Annotated in this window: 16 protein-coding genes; 5 read left to right on the top strand and 11 right to left on the bottom strand. The window is 40.6% G+C overall.

Annotated features, from left to right (window positions below; translation table 11 throughout):
* Positions 1-105: 105 nt before the first annotated feature.
* Both IGK53_RS00990 and queA read right to left on the bottom strand, forming a co-directional pair.
* Positions 106-2,745, bottom strand: coding sequence for a cation-translocating P-type ATPase (locus IGK53_RS00990; protein WP_002329719.1), 2,640 nt, complete (start codon positions 2,743-2,745; stop codon positions 106-108).
* A gap of 865 nt (positions 2,746-3,610) precedes the next feature.
* The gene (queA, locus tag IGK53_RS00985) at positions 3,611-4,642 is read right to left on the bottom strand and encodes a tRNA preQ1(34) S-adenosylmethionine ribosyltransferase-isomerase QueA (protein ID WP_430604885.1); all 1,032 of its coding nucleotides are present in this window, start codon (positions 4,640-4,642) and stop codon (positions 3,611-3,613) included.
* A gap of 217 nt (positions 4,643-4,859) precedes the next feature.
* Here queA and IGK53_RS00980 point away from each other — a divergent pair, with 217 nt between their 5' ends.
* The 4 genes from IGK53_RS00980 to IGK53_RS00965 are packed head-to-tail and all read left to right on the top strand — an operon-like array spanning position 4,860 to position 8,268.
* Positions 4,860-6,035 (top strand): betaine/proline/choline family ABC transporter ATP-binding protein, encoded by a 1,176-nt coding sequence (locus tag IGK53_RS00980; protein ID WP_002329721.1) that lies wholly within the window; start codon positions 4,860-4,862, stop codon positions 6,033-6,035.
* Between the two features lie 3 nt (positions 6,036-6,038).
* The gene (locus IGK53_RS00975; protein WP_002293405.1) at positions 6,039-6,680 is read left to right on the top strand and encodes an ABC transporter permease; all 642 of its coding nucleotides are present in this window, start codon (positions 6,039-6,041) and stop codon (positions 6,678-6,680) included.
* Positions 6,677-7,594 (top strand): osmoprotectant ABC transporter substrate-binding protein, encoded by a 918-nt coding sequence (locus tag IGK53_RS00970; protein ID WP_002293406.1) that lies wholly within the window; start codon positions 6,677-6,679, stop codon positions 7,592-7,594. Before IGK53_RS00975 ends, IGK53_RS00970 begins: the two co-directional genes overlap by 4 nt.
* Positions 7,591-8,268, top strand: a complete 678-nt coding sequence (locus tag IGK53_RS00965; protein WP_002329722.1) for an ABC transporter permease — start codon at positions 7,591-7,593, stop codon at positions 8,266-8,268. The genes IGK53_RS00970 and IGK53_RS00965 overlap by 4 nt, the downstream gene beginning before the upstream one ends.
* Before the next feature lie 97 nt (positions 8,269-8,365).
* Here the strand turns inward: IGK53_RS00965 and IGK53_RS00960 are convergent, their stop codons facing one another.
* The 3 genes from IGK53_RS00960 to IGK53_RS00950 form a co-directional block, all read right to left on the bottom strand.
* Positions 8,366-10,189 carry an APC family permease gene (locus IGK53_RS00960; protein WP_002329723.1) on the bottom strand — a complete coding sequence of 608 codons (1,824 nt, stop codon included), beginning with the start codon at positions 10,187-10,189 and terminating at the stop codon, positions 8,366-8,368.
* Between the two features lie 417 nt (positions 10,190-10,606).
* Positions 10,607-13,312: a YhgE/Pip domain-containing protein gene (locus IGK53_RS00955; protein ID WP_002329724.1), complete on the bottom strand. Its 2,706-nt coding sequence runs from the start codon at positions 13,310-13,312 to the stop codon at positions 10,607-10,609.
* A 307-nt stretch (positions 13,313-13,619) separates the two neighbouring features.
* A complete protein-coding gene (locus IGK53_RS00950) occupies positions 13,620-14,567 on the bottom strand; it encodes an NADP-dependent oxidoreductase (RefSeq protein WP_002293412.1) in 948 nt (315 codons plus the stop codon).
* A gap of 187 nt (positions 14,568-14,754) precedes the next feature.
* On the opposite strand from IGK53_RS00950, the gene rpsN reads away from it, so the two are divergent.
* On the top strand, positions 14,755-15,024 hold the full coding sequence (gene rpsN, locus IGK53_RS00945) for a 30S ribosomal protein S14 (protein WP_430604881.1): 270 nt from the start codon (positions 14,755-14,757) through the stop codon (positions 15,022-15,024).
* A 171-nt stretch (positions 15,025-15,195) separates the two neighbouring features.
* Here rpsN and IGK53_RS00940 read toward each other — a convergent pair whose 3' ends face one another.
* The 6 genes from IGK53_RS00940 to IGK53_RS00915 all read right to left on the bottom strand — a co-directional run bounded on the left by IGK53_RS00940 (position 15,196) and on the right by IGK53_RS00915 (position 21,600).
* A complete protein-coding gene (locus tag IGK53_RS00940; protein WP_002289874.1) occupies positions 15,196-15,558 on the bottom strand; it encodes a type II toxin-antitoxin system PemK/MazF family toxin in 363 nt (120 codons plus the stop codon).
* 10 nt (positions 15,559-15,568) lie between these two features.
* Entirely contained in the window at positions 15,569-16,690 is a 1,122-nt protein-coding gene (alr, locus tag IGK53_RS00935; protein WP_002329725.1) for an alanine racemase, read from the bottom strand.
* Between the two features lie 15 nt (positions 16,691-16,705).
* A complete protein-coding gene (gene acpS / locus IGK53_RS00930; RefSeq protein WP_002293418.1) occupies positions 16,706-17,056 on the bottom strand; it encodes a holo-ACP synthase in 351 nt (116 codons plus the stop codon).
* Between the two features lie 129 nt (positions 17,057-17,185).
* Positions 17,186-18,697 carry a degradosome RNA helicase CshA gene (cshA, locus tag IGK53_RS00925; RefSeq protein WP_002293419.1) on the bottom strand — a complete coding sequence of 504 codons (1,512 nt, stop codon included), beginning with the start codon at positions 18,695-18,697 and terminating at the stop codon, positions 17,186-17,188.
* Between the two features lie 321 nt (positions 18,698-19,018).
* Positions 19,019-20,371: a UDP-N-acetylmuramoyl-tripeptide--D-alanyl-D-alanine ligase gene (locus IGK53_RS00920; RefSeq protein WP_002293421.1), complete on the bottom strand. Its 1,353-nt coding sequence runs from the start codon at positions 20,369-20,371 to the stop codon at positions 19,019-19,021.
* A gap of 152 nt (positions 20,372-20,523) precedes the next feature.
* Positions 20,524-21,600 (bottom strand): D-alanine--D-alanine ligase, encoded by a 1,077-nt coding sequence (locus tag IGK53_RS00915; protein WP_002293424.1) that lies wholly within the window; start codon positions 21,598-21,600, stop codon positions 20,524-20,526.
* Positions 21,601-21,751 lie beyond the last annotated feature (151 nt).

The raw sequence follows: 21,751 nt of genomic DNA, 5'->3' as shown, positions 1-21,751 counted from the left end.
AGAAACATTCAGCCTATTAGCAAAAAAGGAGGTGTGACAACATTCATGTCACACCTCCTTTTTGTATAGTTCCAGTAAAAAGAAAATCAACTTAGAAACAGTTGATCATTCCTCTTCTTCTGCTTCCGGTAATCGATGGAACTTGATCAGTTCATTGACCGCGATTGGTACGATAGACAAAATCCCTACCAAGAACCAGTGATTCAAACTGATGTGTACTAGGCCGAATAGTTCTTGCGTAAACGGCAGCAAAGCAACAGCTGTTGTAATAGCTAATGCCAGTAACGCCATTTCAAACAACGCTTTATTCGTTGCTAAATTGACTTTGAAGATCGATTGACTGCTGCGTACATTGAACACATGCAAAATTGATGAATAAGCTAAGATCAAGAATGCAACTGTTTGACCGACATGCTGACTTGCGTCTACCCATGGACTGATGGTATCGACATAACTACCTAAATAATAACCAAACAGTGTCACGATGGTAAAGACCCCTGCGTTTATGGCGATTTTTTGCAATAAGCCTCGAGCAAAGATTCCTTCGTTTTTCGGAATAGGTGGCTGATCCATGATACCGTGTTCTGCTGGTTCTCTTCCTAATGCAAATCCTGGAAGTCCATCGGCAACTACATTGACAAACAGTAGTTGTACAGCTGTGAATGGCGCTCCCCAGCCTAACAGCATCGCAATCAAAACAATAAAGATCTCCGAAATATTGCAACTTAGCAAAAAGTTGATTGCTTTACGAATATTCTGATAAACCGAGCGTCCTTGACTGACAGCATCGACGATCGTCGCAAAGTTGTCATCCGTCAGAATCATATCTGCGGCACTTTGCGCCACATCTGTACCTGTGATCCCCATGGCACATCCGACATTACTTGCTTTCAACGCTGGTGCATCATTCACGCCATCACCAGTCATCGCTACGACTGCACCCGTACGTTGCCAAGATTTGACGATTCGGATCTTATCTTCTGGCGTTACCCGAGCATAGACAGAGAGAGATTTGACACGCGCATCTAATTCCTCGTCTGATAATTGATGCAGTTCTGATCCTGAGAGTGCTTCTGACGGATCATTCAAGATACCTAATTCTTTCGCTATGGCACTGGCAGTTACCACATGATCTCCAGTGATCATGACTGTTTTGATACCGGCCTTTTTCGCTCGCTTGATTGCTCCTTTACTTTCTGGACGTGGCGGATCAATCATTCCGATCAGGCCAATCAAACGTAAGTCTTTTTCCAATGCTTCAGAAGAAATATCTTGCGGTTCTTCGTCATAAGTAGCATAACCAACAGCAATCACTCTCAGTGCCCGTTTACCGAAACGATCATTAACGATTCCTGCTTGTTCTACATCGCCTGAACTAAAGCGCGGAGCCAGAACATCGAATGCTCCTTTGGTGATTGAGATGTATTTTTCACCCATTTGATGAACCGTTGTCATCATTTTTCGTTCAGAATCAAAAGGAAGCTCGTTTACTCGTGGATATTTTTCTTCTAATTCTGCTTTTGTATGATAATTCTCTTCAACAGCCCTAACGATGGCTACCTCTGTTGGATTACCTTTGATAACAAGATCATCGTCTTCTTGTTCGACCGTCACATCTGTACATAATGCAGCCATTTTCAATATTTCCATCGCGCTGTTCGTCATTGAGTCTTCGATATTCGTTACTTCATCGTCTTTGCTCCAGACTCGGCGGACGCGCATTTCATTTTGTGTCAGCGTTCCTGTTTTGTCTGAGCAGATAACATTAGCGGTTCCTAGCGTCTCTACTGCTGGTAGCTGCCGGATAATCGCATGTTTCCTCGCCATCTTCTGCACACCGTATGCAAGTGTCAACGTAACAATAACAGTCAAGGTTTCCGGTACAGCTGCAACAGCCAAGGAAATCGAAGTCATGAACATTTCAAGGAGTGGTTCTCCTTGTAATTCACCAATCACAAATACTAAAGCCGCAGCCGCTAAAGCGATCATACTGATTCGTTTGCCTAGCTGATTCAACCGGACCTGTAAAGGTGTCTTTTGCATGGTGTTTTCGTTCAAAAGATCCGCGATCTTACCCATTTCAGTAGCCATACCAATAGCAGTGACGATGGCTTTCCCACGACCTGCAGCAACCGTACATCCTTTAAATACCATATTGAGTTGGTCACCTAATGACTCATCTTCTTTTGCGAGGAATGCTGCATCTTTTTCGACTGCTTCACTTTCTCCAGTCAGCGCCGATTCTTCTACACGTAATTGGGATGCTTCGATCAAACGGGCATCGGCAGAAATAGCATCACCGGACTCTAAAACAAGAATATCCCCAACCACCAGTTGCTCTGACTCAACAGTGGTCACTTTGCCATCACGTATGACAGTTGCCGTTTGTTTATTCATATCTTGCAAGGATTCCAGTGCTTTTTCTGCGTTTCCTTCTTGGACGATTGACAATACCGAGTTGATCACAACGATAGCGATGATCAGCAGTCCTTCAAATAAATCTCCATGCTCTGTAGCAAATGCAGTATAAAAGGAAATCACCGCTGCTATAAGAAGTACGATCGTTGTAAAATCCGACAAGCTTCGAAAGAATTTTTTGATCATTGATTCTTTTGGTGCCTCATCGAATTTATTCAATCCCTGCTTTTTTCGTCGTTCATCCACTTCTTGTGAAGACAACCCAGTATCTGGATCTGCTTCCGTTACCTTCCTTACTTCTTCTATTGTCTGCTTGTATTCTTCCATCCTATTCCTCCTTTAAAATCTTCGTACAAAAAAAGGTACTAATTTTACTATAACATCCTTTTTTTAATTACTTCAAACAAAGGGCCTATTGATTATTTGTTAAGAAAGTATAAAATCCAAAGCACTTACATTTGCAAACGCTACCAAAAGATGCTATTATATAGATGTAAGGAAGGAGGATACCATCAAATAAACAGAAGAATTTCTCGATAGAACAGTGTAAGCAAACAAAGTTGTTAGAAGTACAGGTTTCACCCAGACATGCGTGTAGAGTACAAAACTATAAATAGTGAATGCGTATGGATGTTTGGATCACGAAGTATCCGAAACAAGAAGTAATGCGATACGTAACAATTGAATAACGTAAACGTCTGAAAATTGAATAGGAACAAGAGATGTTTCAAATGTTGAAGATGTAACGAAAACAAAATTTTTGTTTAACATGAAGAAATTCAACACCGTGCTTTGCATGTATGATGGAAAGTTACAATCATTTCTGTTTATTTGAATCCTTCCGAGATACAAGAAAGCCGAGCTTATCGAGAGCTCGGCTTTTTCTTATTTGTACGCATTTTTCTTAACTTTTAACTTGCATTTTACTACATTTTTCATACAAAAATTGATCGATTGTCGCTGAAAAGTTGGTGTATCATAAAGATAGTTCTTAACTTCTTCAATGTTATTACTCGTTAATGAAGTTTCTAGTAATAACACGTGCTTCAAAGCAGAAACGCAACTGCATAATTATCTGCGAATAGAAGCATCGAAAAAAGCTGCCAGTTAAAAAATTGGCAGCTTTTTTCTTTGTTTTTACGGAGATATTCTTGACTTTTTCATACTCAGAGTACGATTGTTCTAAACAGTCTTATTTCACGAACATCGCATCTCCGAAACTAAAGAAACGATAGCGCTCGTCAATCGCATGCTGATAAGCATATAATGTCAATTCTCTTCCGGCAAAAGCACTTACTAACATGACTAAAGTTGATTTTGGCAAATGAAAATTGGTTGAGAAAGCTTCCACCACTTTGAATTCATAGCCAGGCGTGATGAAAATATCGGTCCATCCACTGTCTGCTTTGATTTCTCCATTGAATTTCGTTCCAATCGTTTCTAATGTTCGAATCGAAGTCGTTCCGACAGCCACGATTTTCCCGCCGTTTTTACGTACTTGATTCAATCGTTCAGCTGCTTCTTCCGTCAAACGGTAGAATTCACTATGCATATGGTGTTCTTCGATCTTATCTACGCTGACAGGACGGAATGTTCCTAACCCTACGTGTAGTGTCAGATAGACTAATTCAACACCCTTTGCTTCGATCTCATCAAGCAGTTCTTTCGTAAAATGCAATCCCGCTGTTGGCGCTGCAGCAGAACCATTTTCTTTCGCATAGACAGTTTGATAGCGATCTGGGTCTTCCAGACGTTCTTTGATATATGGTGGCAATGGCATTTCGCCCAATGATTCAAGAATCTCTAGGAAAATTCCTTCATACTCAAAGACAATGATCCGTCCGCCGTGTTCCAATTCTTCTTTCACTACTGCTTGCAATCTGCCATCACCAAAAGAGATTCTTGTCCCAACTTTGGCACGTTTCGCAGGTTTGATCAATGTCTCCCACGTATCTCCTTCTGTATTCGTTAGAAGAAGGACTTCTAAATGAGCACCAGTATCTGGTTTTTCTCCATATAAACGAGCGGGCAGAACTCGTGTATTATTCATGACTAGCGCATCACCAGGGTGTAATTCTTCAATGATTTCATGGAAATGCTTGTCTTTCATTTCTCCAGTTTTCCGATCCAAAACAAGTAAACGAGAATGATCGCGGTCTTTTAATGGTGTTTGTGCGATCAACTCTTCCGGCAAGTCAAAATCAAAATCTTCTGTTGTTAACATATCGTCACTCACTTTCTATCATGTGCTCAATCATTCTACCATTTTTCGTGCTGAATTGGCAAAAAACGGCGACTGATTTTTCTTGACTCTGTCCCTTTTATTTTCATCAAAAACACTCAGCGCCCAAAAAAATACACCTCATTTGTAATCTAGCGTTCTTTTAGGCATACTAGTAGTAGGAGAACCTTCATTGAAAAAGAAAAGAAGAGGTGGCACCATGATTGAATTCCAGAATGTCTCAAAAATCTATAAAGGCGGAAAAATCGCTGTCGAAGACGTCAATCTATCGTTTGAAAAAGGCGAATTCATCTGTTTTATCGGTACAAGCGGAAGCGGAAAAACCACAACGATGCGGATGATCAACCGAATGACTGATCCAACACAAGGGAAAATTTTGATTGATGGAAAATCCATCCAAGAAATTGATCCAGTGGAATTGCGACGTCAGATAGGCTATGTTATCCAAAGTATTGGATTGATGCCTCACATGACGATTCGTGAAAATATCACTCTTGTCCAAAAATTGTTGAAAGTCAGTCAAGAAGAACGGAATAAAACAGCTGAAAAAATGATTGATCTTGTGGAATTGCCCCGTGAGATGTTAGATCGCTACCCACATGAATTATCTGGTGGTCAGCAGCAGCGTATTGGAGTCGTTCGTGCCTTGGCAGCCAATCAGGATATCATACTGATGGATGAGCCATTTGGTGCCCTTGATCCCATCACTCGCGATTCACTTCAGGATCTGGTCAAAGATTTACAAGAACGACTCGGTAAAACCATCGTCTTCGTTACCCATGACATGGATGAAGCGATTAAACTAGCAAGTCGTATCGCCATCATGAGTGAAGGTCGTGTGATCCAATTCGATACACCAGAAAATATTTTACGTCATCCTGCAAACGATTTCGTAGAAGAGTTGATTGGAGAAGATCGCTTACTACAAGCAAAACCAAATGCGACAAGAGTCGGAGAAGTTATGCTAAATACAGCAATCACGATTACACCGGAAAAATCATTACAAGAAGCAATCAAACTGATGAGGGAAAAACGTGTAGATACGTTGTTAGTTACCGATAATTCGAATGTATTAAAAGGATTTATCGATGTAGAAACGTTGAATAAAAAACGAGGAAAAGTATCCAGTGTAGGCGACATTTTGAATAAACATGTTTTTTACGTAAAAGAATCCGCCTATCTTCGTGATACCTTGCAACGCATTTTAAAACGCGGGCTGAAATACGTGCCGGTCGTTGATGAACAGAACAAAGTCGTAGGTATCTTGACTCGCGCATCATTAGTGGATATCGTCTACGATGTGATTTGGGGAGAAGACCCCGCAACTACTGATGTTGCAGAGTCAGCTACTCCTGAAGAATCTAAGGAGGTCTGACCTATGCAGCAGTTTTTTCATCAGCACGGTTCAGAAATTCTCTCAAAAGGTTTTGAACATCTTTATATTTCGGGACTTGCTTTGATCATTGGTATCATCATTGCTGTACCGCTTGGTGTCTTACTGACACGTTTTCCGAAAGCTGCCACGATTGTGATTGGCTTAACCAGTGCCTTGCAGACAATCCCTTCTCTTGCTTTATTGGCATTGATGATCCCGCTATTTGGTGTAGGTAAATTACCTGCGATCATCGCTCTCTTTATTTATTCATTATTGCCAATTCTACGAAATACGTATATCGGGATGAAAAATGTCGATTGGAATTATCGGGATGTGGCAAAAGGGATGGGAATGACTGAGTTCCAATCCATTTTTTCCGTCGAACTGCCTATTGCTATGCCAACGATCATGGCCGGCATTCGTTTAGCTGCCGTTTACGTGATTGCATGGGCTACCCTTGCCTCTTATATCGGGGCTGGTGGTCTAGGTGATTTGATTTTTAGTGGACTGAATAATTACCAACCAGATCTCATTTTGGCAGGTACGATCCCTGTAACGATTTTAGCACTGTTGGCTGATTGGCTTCTAGGTCTCTTGGAACACCGGCTGACACCGATCGCACTTAGAGAGGAGAATGAAGAATGAAACGTATATTAAAAATGACCATGGTTCTTCTCTCTCTTCTTATACTTGCGAGTTGTTCCTTCCCTGGACTTGCCAGCAATACAGATGAAGACACCATCTCGATCACAGGTGGAATCACTTCTGAAGCTCAGATCTTAGCAAGTCTAGTTGCCGGTATGGTTGAACATTATACAGATAAAAACACAGCGATCATCAACAATCTGGCTACTACAACTATCAACCACCAAGCGATGATGAACGGAGATGCTTCGATTTCAGCAGCTCGTTACACAGGAACAGATTTAACCACTACATTGAATCTTCCTCCTGAAAAAGATCCGAAAAAAGCATTTGCTACCGTGAAAGATGAATTTGAGAAAAGATACGATCAAACGTGGTTCCCGTCCTATGGTTTTGAAAATACGTATGTCTTTCTTGTTCGAAAAGACACCGCACAAAAATACCATCTATCTAAAGTCAGCGATCTGAAAAATGTAGCGGATGAATTAGTAGCTGGTGTAGATACTTCTTGGATCAATCGTAAAGGAGACGGTTACGACGGCTTCCAGGAAACTTATGGCTTCTCTTTTAATTCGATCTTACCTATGCAGATTGGACTTGTTTACGATGCAGTCGAAGCAGGAAAAATGGATATTGTTCTTGGCTACTCTACGGATGGACGGATTGCCAGTTATGATCTAGTCATGTTGGAAGATGATCGTCAATTCTTCCCACCATATGATGCTGCTCCAGTTGTAGACAACAAGGTATTAGCTGATACACCTCATTTAAAAGAAGCCTTAAATAAGTTAGGTCATACCATCAGTACGGAAAAAATGCAGGAATTGAACTACGAAGCAGATAATAATCTAGTGGAACCATCAGTAGTAGCACAACGTTTCTTACAAGAAAACCACTATTTTGAAGGGAAGTGAAGCAATTGGATAAAATGAATGTCTTTCAACAATTTTTCTATTATTTCCAGGAAAATGGCTCCTATATCTTTGCACAATTTATCCGTCACTTCCTGATTTCTATCTATGGTGTCCTCTTTGCAGCAGTTGTCGGGATTCCGGTCGGGATCATGATTTCTAGGAGACGTAAATTAGCAAACTGGGTGATTCGTTTGGCGAATATCATCCAGACGATCCCTTCCTTAGCCATGATCTCCATTCTGATCATTGGATTAGGTCTGGGAGTCAATGTCGTGATTGTTACTGTATTTTTATATTCCCTGTTACCCATTATCAAGAATACGTACACTGGGATGATCCAAGTAGACAAAAATATCCTTGATGTCGGCAAAGGCATGGGGATGACTGCTAGACAACGACTATTCATGGTAGAGTTACCACTCTCTGTTTCTGTTATCATGGCAGGCATAAGAAATGCGTTAGTTGTTGCCATCGGGATAACCGCGATCGGTGCATTCGTCGGTGCTGGTGGTCTTGGAGATATCATTATCCGAGGAACCAATGCAACAGATGGCACATCGATTATTTTAGCCGGTGCATTGCCAACTGCATTAATGGCGATCATCACGGACTGGCTTTTAGGTATTTTGGAAAGACGGCTAGATCCTGCTTCAAAAAAATCGCAGACAGAATGAATCAAGACAAAAAAAGGTCGTAGCGCTTGAGCGCTACGACCTTTTTTATTTAAATGATATTCAATAAACTACTTTGTGTCCCAGATTCTTGATGGACTTATTTCTTCAAATGGTAGCTATAGGTGCTGACAACGATATTTTCACGCCAAGACAATCGCAATCTTAACCGCAAACTTGTTTGGTTATGGAGAATATTCTGCCAGCGTCTGTTTGGTACAAATTGAGGAATCAGCACAGTAGTTGTATAGTTTTGTTTCGCTGCATTTTTACTTACGATATCTACATAACGGATAATTGGATTTTCAATCGAGCGGTAAGAAGAGTGGACGATTGAGAAACGGACATCTGGGAAATGCTTTTTAAATTCTGCTTCGATTTCTTTTTCTTTTTCGACATCTTCGTCTAGCGAAACGTGCATCGCAACGACATAATCACCGATCGAACGTGCATAATTCAACGCACCGATATTCACCCGTGTCACATTCCCAACTAATACAAGAACGGTATTTCCGTCATAGTCATGTAGTTTTGCATCATTTTCTAAACGAAGCTGTTCTGCCACTTTTTTATAATGATCATGGATCTTATAAAAAATGAACATAACGATTGGCATGATGATGAAGAAAGGCCAAATGTCTCCTAACCGATAGACGAACAAAATCGCAATGATTGCATATGAGATGAACGCACCTGTAATATTGGCAATCGATTTGCTTAACCATTTTTTTCCTTCTTTTTTCCATTTGACGACCATCCCTGTTTGAGATAAAGCAAATGGAATGAACACGCCGATAGAGTATAACGGAATCAAGCGTTCTGTTGAGCCATGGAAAATAAACAGCAACACGATCGAACCTAGCGCTAGAGTGATAATCCCATTGGAATAGCCTAGTCGATCCCCACGATCTTGATACATGTGAGGCATGAATTTATCTTTTGCCAGATTGTATGCAAGAACTGGAAAAGCAGAAAAACCAGTATTGGCAGCAACGGCTAAAATCAGCGCTGTAGCAAATTGAAGGATGTAATACAAAATACCATGTCCAAAGACAGCTTTACCGATTTGAGACAAAACAGTGACTTCTTTTTCTGGAACGATTCCATACCAATAATTGATAAATGTGATTCCAACGAAGAAGAAACCTAAGATCAAGGCCATCATCGTCAATGTGGCAGCGGCATTTTTGGCTCTTGGCTTTTTGAAGAATGGTACGGCATTACTGATAGCCTCAACCCCAGTCAAAGAGGAGGAACCAGAAGAAAATGCTCGTAAAATCAAGGCAATAGAAATCCCCGGAACAGCCGCTCCTGGAAGCGCAGTAGCTTGCAATGGCACAGCACCTGTCACGATATTATATAACCCAACAACGATTAGCAACGAGATCACAAGGATAAATGTGTACACCGGAAATAACAGGAACGATGCAGATTCTCTCAGACCACGAAGATTCAGCATCATCAGTAGTAAAACGATTGTCACAGAAATAGCAACTTGATGCCCGTATAATGCTGGCACCGCTGATGTGATTGCTTCAGCACCTGCTGAGACAGATACTGCTACCGTCAACATGTAGTCGATCAATAAAGAGCCACCGGAAATCAAGCCCGCATTCTTCCCAAGATTCTCACTGCTGACGACATAAGCTCCACCGCCATGAGGATAAGCATGGATGATTTGACGATATGATAGCGTTAAGGAAATCAATAAAATAATAACAAAAGCGGCAATGGGCAGCGAATACCAGATAGCTGCAGCAGACAAAGCGACTAAAACGACAACGATTTGTTCCGTACCATATGCAATAGATGATAACGCATCAGACGACAATAATGCCAAAGCAGCAAAACGGGTTAATTTGTGCTCATCATTTTCAGCAGATTTTAAAGGCTTACCTACTAACAACCTTTTTAAGTAATCCAATTTTTAAACTCCTTTACACGCAATTTTACTTCAAGTATTATAGTCGAAAATTTATAGTAAACAAGATGTTATAGTACGCTCACTGACCTTAAAAGTCAATAAACTTTAAGAAAATAATTGGAAAAAAACAGAAAAATATCAAGCCCTTTTTCAAACGCTTTAATACAGAAAAAATCTAACATTTTTTTATGGGCTTTTTCTTTGAATTCTATAATAAAAGGATAGAACTTGACTTAGAAAATCAGGTTCTATCCTTTTTTATATCTTAACTTTTGAAAGAGAAATGTGAAGCTGTTTTTGTTTGGTCATTCTTATTACTTTATGCAGAACAGCTTTTTCACAACCTCTTGGTACACGGTGTTCCATCAGCTGACCCTCGGTATTAGCTCAAAACGCTGATCTCACACCCTCTTTTCTTTAATGAAAAATATGGCTCTCGTGCGCCGCTTCTTTGAATTTCGTCATTTTTTCTTCGATGAACGGATAGACTGCCGTTCCTACGACTCCAAAGACAACAAACAAACCGACCATGATCCAGATTGCATTCGTAGCATTTGGCCAATAAATGCCTCCTGCAGATTCTCGCAACAAGTTTACCGCATGCGTAAATGGCAAGAACGGATTGATCATTTGGAAGAATTTTCCTGAGACTTGGATCGGATAGTTCCCGCCTCCACCAGAGATTGACAGTACTAAAATGATGATAGCGATCCCTTTACCGACATTATCGAATAATGCAGCCAAGACGTAAACGATCATCATGAACGCTAAGGCGATCAAGACAGCAAATGACACGCTGTAAACTGGATTTTGGACATCTACTCCTAGTAAGAAAATATTCCCTAATGTAACAATCAAGCTTTGCGCGATTGCCATTGTCAAGAATGTCAGCATACGAGCAACGAATTGTTCTCGTTTCGTAAAATTGTTTCGGTCTTTCTTTCCTAAATAGTATTCTGTCGTAGCAACACTTGAAAGAAGAACAGCGCCGACCCACAGACATAGTGCAGTATAAAATGGGGTGCTAGCTGAACCGTTATTTGCGATTGGATAGAGCGCATTGGTTTGCAGCTCAACAGGTTGTGTAAAGAAGTCACTTTCTTTTGTTGCATCTAGTTTCAATAATTTGATGACTTCGCCTAGATCAACTTCCTGTTCGCCTTTTCGGATCGCATCTGCTGCTTTTTGGATACCAGCTTTGATATTTGGCCAGTCATTGTTGATCAAGTCCGCAGCAGCGTTCACAGCTGTTTCGACTTCTGGCATTTTTTCATTTACTGTTGTCAATGTACCGGTGATTTCATTTTTTAGTGCGGGCCAATCATTTTGGATAAAATCAGCGGCCAACCCTAATTTTTGCTGAAGGATCGGTAATTCATTGTTGTATAGGTCTGCCCCTTCATTGATGCCATTGACGATGGTCTCCATATTGCCATTCAACATTGTATTGGCATCGTGGATTTCTTGTCCAATTGCAGGCATTTCTTTTTGATATTTTTCTAAGATTGCCACTGCATTTGTTACAGTTGCTTTCGTTGAGCTGAGAAGCGAATCAAAGTCGATCTGGTCCGCTTTGCTCAGTGCGCCTTGTGCAGTCCCAATCGTATCGATGACTTGGTCTAGTAGAGAAGTGACGGTGGAGCTGACTTGATCCGTCTTGATACCAGTAACGATATCATTAACATTTTCAGCAGCAGTTTGTACTTGTTTTAATAAATCAGTAACTCTATCCGTGTTCCCTTCTTGAACAGCTGTGTTCAAATCAGTGAGACGACTTTGCAAATCGCCTAGCAAGGGTTTCAATTGATTTAGCTGATCAATAACTGGCTGCAATTTCGTATTTCCAGCACTTGTTTGCAATTTAGTCAGGAACTCGACCAGTTTATCGATTGCATTTTGTTGTTGAGGAATACTGTTGATAAAACTGTTTAATACATTCCCGATATCTTCTTTTTCTTTTTCACTTAGTTGGTTATCTTGGACAGCTGCATTGATCGTCTCAGCTAGCGAACCTGTCGTTGTTGCCACTTGTCCAATTGACTTCAATGTAACATCTACACTGTTTGTGATGCTTGGTATCGCATCTTTCAGCTGAGAGGCACCTGATTTTGTTTGGTTTGCTAAATCACTTGCCTGGTTTTCTAAATTTTTCACATCTGGCAAGATATCTTGTACTTGTTGGATGATCGTCAAGCCTTGTTTTGCTTCGTCAATTCCTTGATTCATTGTCTCTTGGATCGAAGCAAAATCACCGTCGATCTCTGCTAGTTGTTTACCGGCATTTTGGATCTCTGGGATTTTTTCTTGCAAATCAAGGATGATTTTTGCTTGGTCTTTCAATTCAGGCATTTTGTCATTCAATGCAACGACTTTTTCGCCCATCTCGTCTACTTTAGGGATGTAATCCACGAATTCATTTGCTTTATTCAGTTTTTCTTTAATGTCAGGTAGTTGACTTTGTAATTCGAGGACTTGCTTTGTGTAGCCGTCGATCGTGTCCAGATTTTCATCTGTTGATAAAATCATATCTTTGACTTTATTGATACTTACTAGGTTCGTATCGATGTCGTAACCTATTTCATTGAATACTTTCAATAAAGTCGAACTGGCTGTTTTGATAAATTCATTTGTGATTTGCGATTGGATCGAACTTGCTCCTTTATCGGTGATTTTCGGTGCAATCGCATTGATTTTTTCATTTACCGTATATTCGATTTTCGGTTTCTTGATGTCACCACTAGTAAAACTCAGCAGATCTTCTGAGAAATCCTTTGGCAGGTAAATACCTGCGTAATACTTTCCGGAACGGACTCCGTCTTCTAATTGCTCTTTTGAATCAACGAATTGCCATCCTAATTGTTTATTTTTATGAAGCGATTCGATGACTTGCTTCCCAATGGCCACTTCTTTACCTTGAAACTCTGCTGGCTTGTCTGCACTGTAAACAGCAATTGGCAGCTCTCCAGTATTTCCATATGGATCCCATAGTGCTTTAATGTTAAACCACGCATATAGCGAAGGGATGATCATGATCGCAATGATCAAAAGTGTAGCAATCGGGTTTTTGAAAATCCGTTTCCAGTCAAGCAAATATAAACGAAGTGTATTTTTGATTGACTGCATAGTTCTCCCCCTTCTTCTTTTTTCAGCTGAATTACTTTACCATGTATTTCATACTTTTTTCAATCGGCTTTTTTCAAAAAAGTCGAATTTTTGGACATATCACGGCAATTGTCTCATTGTAATCTCTTACATATTGAGAAATAATTAAGGATTACAGCCTTTACTTTATCATGAAATAAAAGGGAAAGATAATTTTATGCCAAAGTTTTTATCTATTATACGTATACGCAAAAAAGCTAAAACACTTTTTTGGTCTTTGCCCCTACAAAAATGTTTCAGCTTTTTTCATTTTTTATTCCTATATTTCTTACTTTTCGAATGACAAAATGATTTTCCCAGCAGGAGGATGCCCTTCAACTTGCTGATGTGCTTGGATGACATGTGCAAGGGAAGCAGACAGATTCATTGAAATAAAAATATGAAAGGCACCTTTTTGATAGGCTTTGATTATGCCAGCAAAGGCTTCTGCATCTTGATATTCCTTTCTTGGAACAAATGATTCATAAAAGCCTTCCTTTTTTTGCCGCAAATCTAGGTCTGGGAGGTCATTTAATGCAACATATCTCCCACCTGGTTTCAGGATATGGATGCCGGTTTCTCCTTTGATGCTTCCTTTCGTGGCATCAATCACAAGGTCTGCTTGATCAGCAAATTGCATACCTGGATCTGTTTTATCATAAGCAGCAAATGCTGAAGCTCCTAGTTTCCTTACTTTTTCTTCGTTTTTACTAGAGGCACTGGTTAAGATTCGGATACCCTTTTCGTGGAGAAGCTGGATCAGACTAGACCCGACCGCACCTGAGGCACCTAGAACCATCACTGTATCTGTCGGCTGGATTTCCGTCAAATGATTGATTAGATTGTACGCCGTAATCCCGGGTGTGACCATTCCGGCTGCTTCTTCCCAACTCATTTCATCTGGAATTTTTGCTGCTTTTGCTGATGGCAGTACGACTTCTTCTCCGTAAGTCCCGCCGACTGCATGGACAGCTACTCGATCACCTACATGAACAGTTGTGACATCTGAACCAATCTCTGTCACGATACCAGCGCCATCATTACCTAGTACATAAGGGAATTTCAATGTTCGTATCTCTTTCATCTCTCCTGAACGCAAGGCAACATCATACGGATTCACGCTGAATGCTTTTATTTCTACACGAATATGTCCGGAATCGACTTTTCTGGGATGAGCATCGATTTCTTCAAAAACATCTTGCGCTTCTCCGTAACCGTTAATTGCAAATCTTCGCATGGTTACCATCTCCCTTTTTCTTTAAGTTTACGTTCATGCCTTTATTTTGACAAAAAAAATGTCTTTTCGATTTGGAACATGATCCAAAACAAAATAGTTGTTTTTTTTCGCGTATCGTGTTAAATTATTCATCTAAAAGCGTAAAGATTACGATTTACGCTAATAAAAAAATTAGAGGAATTTGTTGATGGCTAAAAAATCAAAGATTGCCAAAGCAAAAAAACAGCAAAAAACGATTGAACGCTATGCTGCTTTACGTCAGGAATTAAAAGCGCAAAAAGATTATGAAGGCTTGCGTAAACTTCCTTTAGATGCTCGTCCAGAACGGTTGAAAAATCGCGATCTAATCGATGGACGACCTCGCGGATACATGCGTAAATTCGGGATGTCCCGTATAAAATTCCGTGAGTTAGCACATAAAGGTTTGATTCCAGGAGTAAAAAAAGCCAGCTGGTAGTCCAAGTCTGGCTGTAAAGGAGGAGGGCGCATGGACCACTCCTTGGATCATCAAAAAAGATACGTTCGCTTCTTCTAGCAGAAATGCTGGTACTAGAAGCGGACGTATCTTTTTTTACGCACAGTTGGTCCTTTTTTTATATGTAAAGGCTGCATGGTTACTTCGCTATACTTATTTAGTAACAGGAGTGAGTGCCTCAATGCCCACACTAATTTTTAATGCTCGGTCAACTTCTGCCATAATTGGACGATCCAAATGGCAGACTTTTTCTTTCAATCTTGATTTATCGATCGTTCTGATCTGCTCCAACAGGATAACGGAGTCTCTTTCTATTCCTGTTCCAGTAGCTTTGATCCCAATGTGAGTCGGAAGCTTAGGCTTAGCCATTTTTGCCGTTATAGCCGCAACAATGATCGTCGGGCTGAAATGGTTACCTAGATTATTTTGAATAACCAAAACTGGACGTGTTCCGCCTTGCTCCGATCCCACGACTGGAGAAAGATCAGCAAAATAAATATCTCCTCTTTTTACCATAGGATCCTCCTTATTCTTGATATTCTCTTGGTATCCGCTGTCCTAATCCGCATGCCACTTCATAGTGGATCGTACCTAATTGATCTGCTACATCTTGCATAGTGATTTCTTTGTCTGCATTTTTGCCGATAAGCGTCACTTTTGTTCCGACCGGAAATTCTTGAGGCAATCGGATCATCAGTTGATCCATACATACACGTCCAATCGTTTCACAATAGTTTCCTTCTACCAATAAAGAAAAACCTTGCATCTTTCGTAGCCAGCCATCTGCATAACCGATCGGTATCGTTCCGATCCATTCTGCTTCAGGAGTGATATATGTTTCCCCGTAGCCGATTCCTTCACCTGCTGGGAGTTTTTTGACTTGGATCAATTCAGAAACCAGTTCAAGCGCTGGCTGTAACGGATAAACTTCCGGTAGTGCATGTCCAGATGGGTTCAGTCCGTACATTGCTACTCCATAACGAATCATATTGCCGATTGTTTCATCATGCCATAAAGCCGTTGCACTGTTACTGACATGTACATATCGAGGAAGTTCAGAAAGTTTTTTTAGCACTTCCATAAAGCGTTCCTTTTGCAGATTCCAATACGTATCGTCTGATTGATCTGCTGTAGAAAAATGGGTAAATAATCCTTCCCATTCTAATACACGACTTTCTCTGATGAATGCAGCTGCCTCTTTTACTTCTTCAGGTGTACAAAAACCGATACGCCCCATCCCAGTATCTGCTTTTAAATGGATCGAAAGAGGCATCTCTAGCTTACTTTCCTCTAAAATAGCAGCTGCTGCCTGCAACCATTCCCGGGTACCTGCAGTTACTGACAAATCATGAGCAACAGCTAAAGCCAGTGCGTCGTAAGGAACCATGTTCAAGATAAGGATGGGCTGAGTAAATCCAGCTTCTCTCAACTCGACTCCTTCATCTAAATTTGAAACACAAAAGCCCGAAGCTCCACCAGCAACTGCTGCTTCAGCTGTCTCTACAGCTCCATGACCGTATCCGTTTGCTTTTACTACTGCAAACAATTCTTTCCCTTGCGGAAGTCTTGCCACTTCATTTGCTACATTTTCAGTTATAGCTTTTTTATGTATCACTGCTTTCGTTGGGCGGTGCCAAGCGACAACCATCATTTTTCCTTCTTTCTAGTCTTCCAAAATAATTTGTGCAAAAGCTGTTTCATTTGTGTGAGTAATACTGACCCATACATTGCCTTCATGAGGGGAACGCGTAACAACGGGCTGACCGTTTTCATTTTTTAAAATCTCGATATCTTGAAAGGTAACTTTCCCGATCCCCGTTCCCCAAGCTTTAGAGAAAGCTTCTTTACAGGCGTAACGCCCGCCTAAAAATTCTACTTGGCGATGAAAAGGCAAGGACTGGAACAGTTTCGTTTCTTCAGAGGTCAAGATTCGTGCAATGAATTTTGGTTTTTCTTCGATCAGCCGAGTGATCCTAGACAATTCGACTGCATCGATCCCAATTCCTTTTATCATATGCTTTTCTCTTTTCAATAAATTTAGAACACTCTCATTCTACCAAATTATAACCATTTTGCCACAAATAAGTCCACAAATAACAAAAATGAAAGTTTCTCTTAAAACAGAGAAACTTTCATTTTAGGTTTAATCGTTATTTGAACGGATCACAAATCCGCGTTTTTTATCATTGTGACGTTTACCGCCATCTTTTTGGCTGTTATTATTTTTGCTATAACCGCCTTTTGATTTGTTTCCACGATAATTCCCGCCGTCACGACGATTACGGTTGTTTCCGCCGCCACGTTTGCCATTTTTGTTGTATCCTTTTTTCTGCATTGGCAATGGACGTTCTGGTGTGATCTTCACTGGTACTGCATCAGCTGGATCTTTTGCTGTCGTTTTCAGCAGTAATGCAACCAAATCTTGTGCAGAATATTCTTCTAATAATTTATCTGCTGTTTGCAGGTATTTATCTAGACCGTTTTCTGCAAGTTTTGTTTCGATTTGTTCAACTGCAGCACCTAATTGACCTTTGAATGCTTCTTTTTCAGTTGGCGGACGTAAAGTCGTCATCCGTTTTTTCGTCAAGTTTTCGATCACATGCAAGTAGTCCATTTCATTTGGTGTAACGAAAGTCACAGACATACCGCCTTTTCCGGCACGACCTGTACGTCCGATACGGTGAACGTAGCTTTCTGGATCTTGAGGGATATCATAGTTGTACACATGAGTGACACCTGAGATATCTAATCCACGTGCGGCAACGTCTGTCGCTACAAGGATATCTAAATGACCGTTCTTGAATGAACGCAATACGCTCATCCGTTTTTGTTGAGACAAATCGCCATGGATTCCTTCTGCACGATAACCACGTGCTTCTAATCCGCGTGCCAATTCATCTACGCGGCGTTTTGTACGTCCGAAGACGATTGTTAGTTCCGGTGTTTGAACATCAAACAAGCGAGTCATGATATCAAATTTTTCGTATTCTTTTGCGCGGACATAGTATTGATCGATCAAGTCAGCTGTCATTTCTTTCGCTTTGATCTTCACATGATGTGGACTTTTCATGAATTTAACGCCGATATTCTTGATGGCTGGCGGCATTGTTGCTGAGAAAAGTAATGTTTGTCTTTGCTCAGGAACTTGAGAAATGATTTTTTCGATATCTTCCAAGAAGCCCATATTCAACATTTCATCTGCTTCATCCAAGACTAATGTTTGAACAGTTCCAAGCTTCAATGTATGGCGGTTGATGTGGTCAAGCATACGTCCTGGTGTACCCACAACGATATGTGGACGATCTTTCAAGCCACGGATCTGACGGCCAATATCTGCTCCACCGTAGACGGCTTGCACACGCACTTTTTTGTCGCGCCCTAAACGATATAGTTCTTCTTGTGTTTGGATAGCTAATTCACGTGTTGGTGCGATAACCAGACCTTGTAATTCGTGACGATCTGGATCGATTTTTTCTAACATTGGTAATCCAAATGCAGCTGTTTTCCCTGTACCTGTCTGAGCTTGTCCAATAACGTCTTTTCCAGCTAATGCTAGCGGAATCGTTTCTGCTTGGATAGGTGTTGCTTCTTCAAAACCAGCACGTTCGACTGATTTCAACAATTCTGGTGATAATTCTAGTTCTTTAAATTTCAAATGAATCCTCCTATATGGTTGTTAACTGAGGATGTAGCTTTTTTGCTACCCCGTCGATTTGTTCGGTCAAAGTGTATTGTTTCTTTTTGACAGTGGCCACGCACGTTTTTACCCATTCTTAGCCCCTGTGGCACCACCGAAAAATCACTTTGCGAAGTTTAGGCATTAGAAAAGCCAAACGGGTCGCGTTCAGCTTTATCATGATTATGACATCTGGTTTCGACAAGTTGCTTCCATGGCAAAACCAGTCCAATTTCTCTTCATCTTTCGGCAATAGGTTATTCTAACATAGCTTTTCATTTTCTGCAAGTTTACAGATTTTTATTTCATTTGCTGAAGCTGTTCTACTACTTCGAATAAGCCCATGCTGTTGCTGCCTTTCAGCATAATACTGTCTGTTGATTCAAGATTTTGTTTGACAGCTTCAATCAATTTATTCTTTTCTTTTTCAAAATAGAACACAGGTAGTTGCGGATATTTTTGATTCAAGTCTTCTTTTAATGCATGCATTTGTTCCCCGTACAAGAAAATCATGGCAAACTTCTCAGGATCGATATGTTCACTCATTTGCGCATGCATGTTTAATGAATCTTTCCCTAATTCCAGCATATCTGCTAACACAGCGATTCTGCGCCCTTTTGTTGGCAGATTTTTAAAAGTATCTAATACTAGTCCCATGGCTGTTGGATTTGCATTGTAGACATCGCTCAAAATAGCTGCACCATTTCCTGCCGTTAGCCATTCAGTTCTGTTTTGTGTGATAGAAACATGAGCGAGCCCTTGGCGTATCTCAGGTATGGACAGTCCAAAGAAGCGCCCGATCGTATACGCAATCAAAGCATTCGTTACATTATAACTTCCAGGCAGCGGGATCGTAAATGTTTCTCCTTCTACTACAAAATCGGTTTGCGCTTTTCCTTCTGCTGTCACTTCTGCATGAACATCGCCATTTCCAATACCGAATGTTGTGACTGTTTGTACTAATGTTGCCGTTAAAGGTGTCAGCAACGGTTCATCTGCGGGCACAACGAGTAATCCGTCTGGTACAAGTCCGTCAGTGATTTCCATTTTGGCTTTAGCGATTCCTTCTCGCGACCCAAGATTTTCTATGTGTGCTTCACCGATCATTGTGATTGCTGCAGCTTTTGGTTGAGCCATAAGTGAAAGTTCTGTGATTTCATTGGCGTGATCCATGCCCATTTCCAAAACGATTTTTTCTGTATCTTGCGGCATGTGCAAAATCGTGTAAGGAAGACCAATATTATTGTTGTAATTTCCTTGCGTCTTATATGTTTTGTATTTTTCAGACAAGACAGACGCGGTTAGATCTTTCGTGGTTGTTTTACCATTGCTTCCTGTAATTGCAACGACTTCTGCGCCTACTTTTTCCAAGTAATAGGTTGCCAATTGCTGCATGGCTTTCAAAGGATCTGCTACAGGGATAACTGGAAAATCTTTTGGTGCTTGTTCAACAGGCAAGCTCCAAAATGAAGCAGATGCGCCGTTTGTGATCGCTTGCTGGATAAATTCATGTCCATCTCGCGTACCGACAAGAGGAACGAATAAACTTCCTTCGGTTATCTTCCGGCTGTCAAATTCGACATTGGTAATCTTTGTCAGTGCAGAGCATTCGCTGCCCACGGCTTGTGCAATTTCTTGTATTGTTAGATTCATTGAGATCTCTCCTAAAAAAGGTTGTGAAAAAAGCGTTTGGCCTAAACGGCGGGTTCGCATGACTCTCACTTCCAAGTAAATTTCTCTATTCGTATTTAGAAGCTAGAATGAACGCGGTTACGCAATCACTCCAGCTTCTTCTTTATTTCTCTTTATTCATTTTTTTCAAAAAAAGATTGACGCTGATGGTATCGATTCATTCCTAATTGAATCAGTTCTTCAATCAAATCACCGTATTTCAAGCCCATGTTTTCCCATAAGAGTGGGTACATACTGAACTCCGTAAATCCTGGCATAGAATTTAATTCATTCAGGAATAATTCATTTTTATTTGTCAAAAAGAAATCACACCGGCTCAATCCGCTTCCGCCTAACATCGTGTAAGCTAACTTCGCGTACTCTTGCGCTTTTTGATAAACTTCTTCCGGCACTTCGGCTGGAATCTGCATTTCGATTTTATTATTGATATATTTGGCTTCATAATCATAGAATGCTACGTCTTTTACGACTTCACCAGGCAAAGTCGTCCGAACATCTTCATTTCCTAATACAGCAACTTCGATTTCGCGCGCTTCAATTCCTTGTTCAACGATTGCTCGAGAATCATACTGATAGGCTGTTGCTAAAGCATTTTGCAATTCTTCGCGGTTTTCTGCTTTTGTAATACCGACACTAGAACCCATATTCGCCGGTTTGACAAACATCGGATAAAGCAAAGAACCTTCACATTGATCAAATACTTTTTTAGGATTTTCTTTCCATTGATTCTTAAGTACTGGTACATAAGGAACTTGTGGCACACCAGCAGCTTGTAAAATATATTTGGTCATGATTTTATCCATGGCACATGCACTGGTCAATACGCCTGCGCCGACATAAGGCATATTCAATGTCTCTAAGAAGCCTTGGATCGTTCCATCTTCTCCGTTTGGCCCATGTAAAACTGGAAAAACGATGGCTCCTTCTTCTTTGATTTCGCCCGGATTGATCACTTTTCCTGTAAAGCCTTCCTCTGTCTGTCCACTTGGGTCCCATGAAAGATGCAAGACATCTTTGCTGGCAGGTTTTTCTGTTAGTAATGGACCTTTGACCCATTGTCCTTCTTTTGTAATAAATACGAGTTGAACTTGGTAATAATTATAATAAATGGCATTTAAAACTGAAAATGCGGAAAGAATGGACACTTCATGCTCTGCGCTGCGTCCGCCATATAGTAAAGTAATCTTCAAAAGATTGTCCTCCTGTATTCTAAATCGTTCAGTGATTTACTCTCATATTTTAGCACAAAACAAAAATAAACGAATAACTTATTTATAAAAAAACGAGTTGGTTTCTAAAAGAACAAACGTCATTTATTTTTTGTCAGCTAGATTATTTGTC

The sequence above is a fragment of the Enterococcus sp. DIV1224 genome (assembly GCF_050555455.1).
GTDB lineage: Bacteria > Bacillota > Bacilli > Lactobacillales > Enterococcaceae > Enterococcus_B > Enterococcus_B lactis.
Note: the sequence above shows the minus strand (reverse complement) of the source record. Positions and strands in the feature narration are given on the sequence as shown.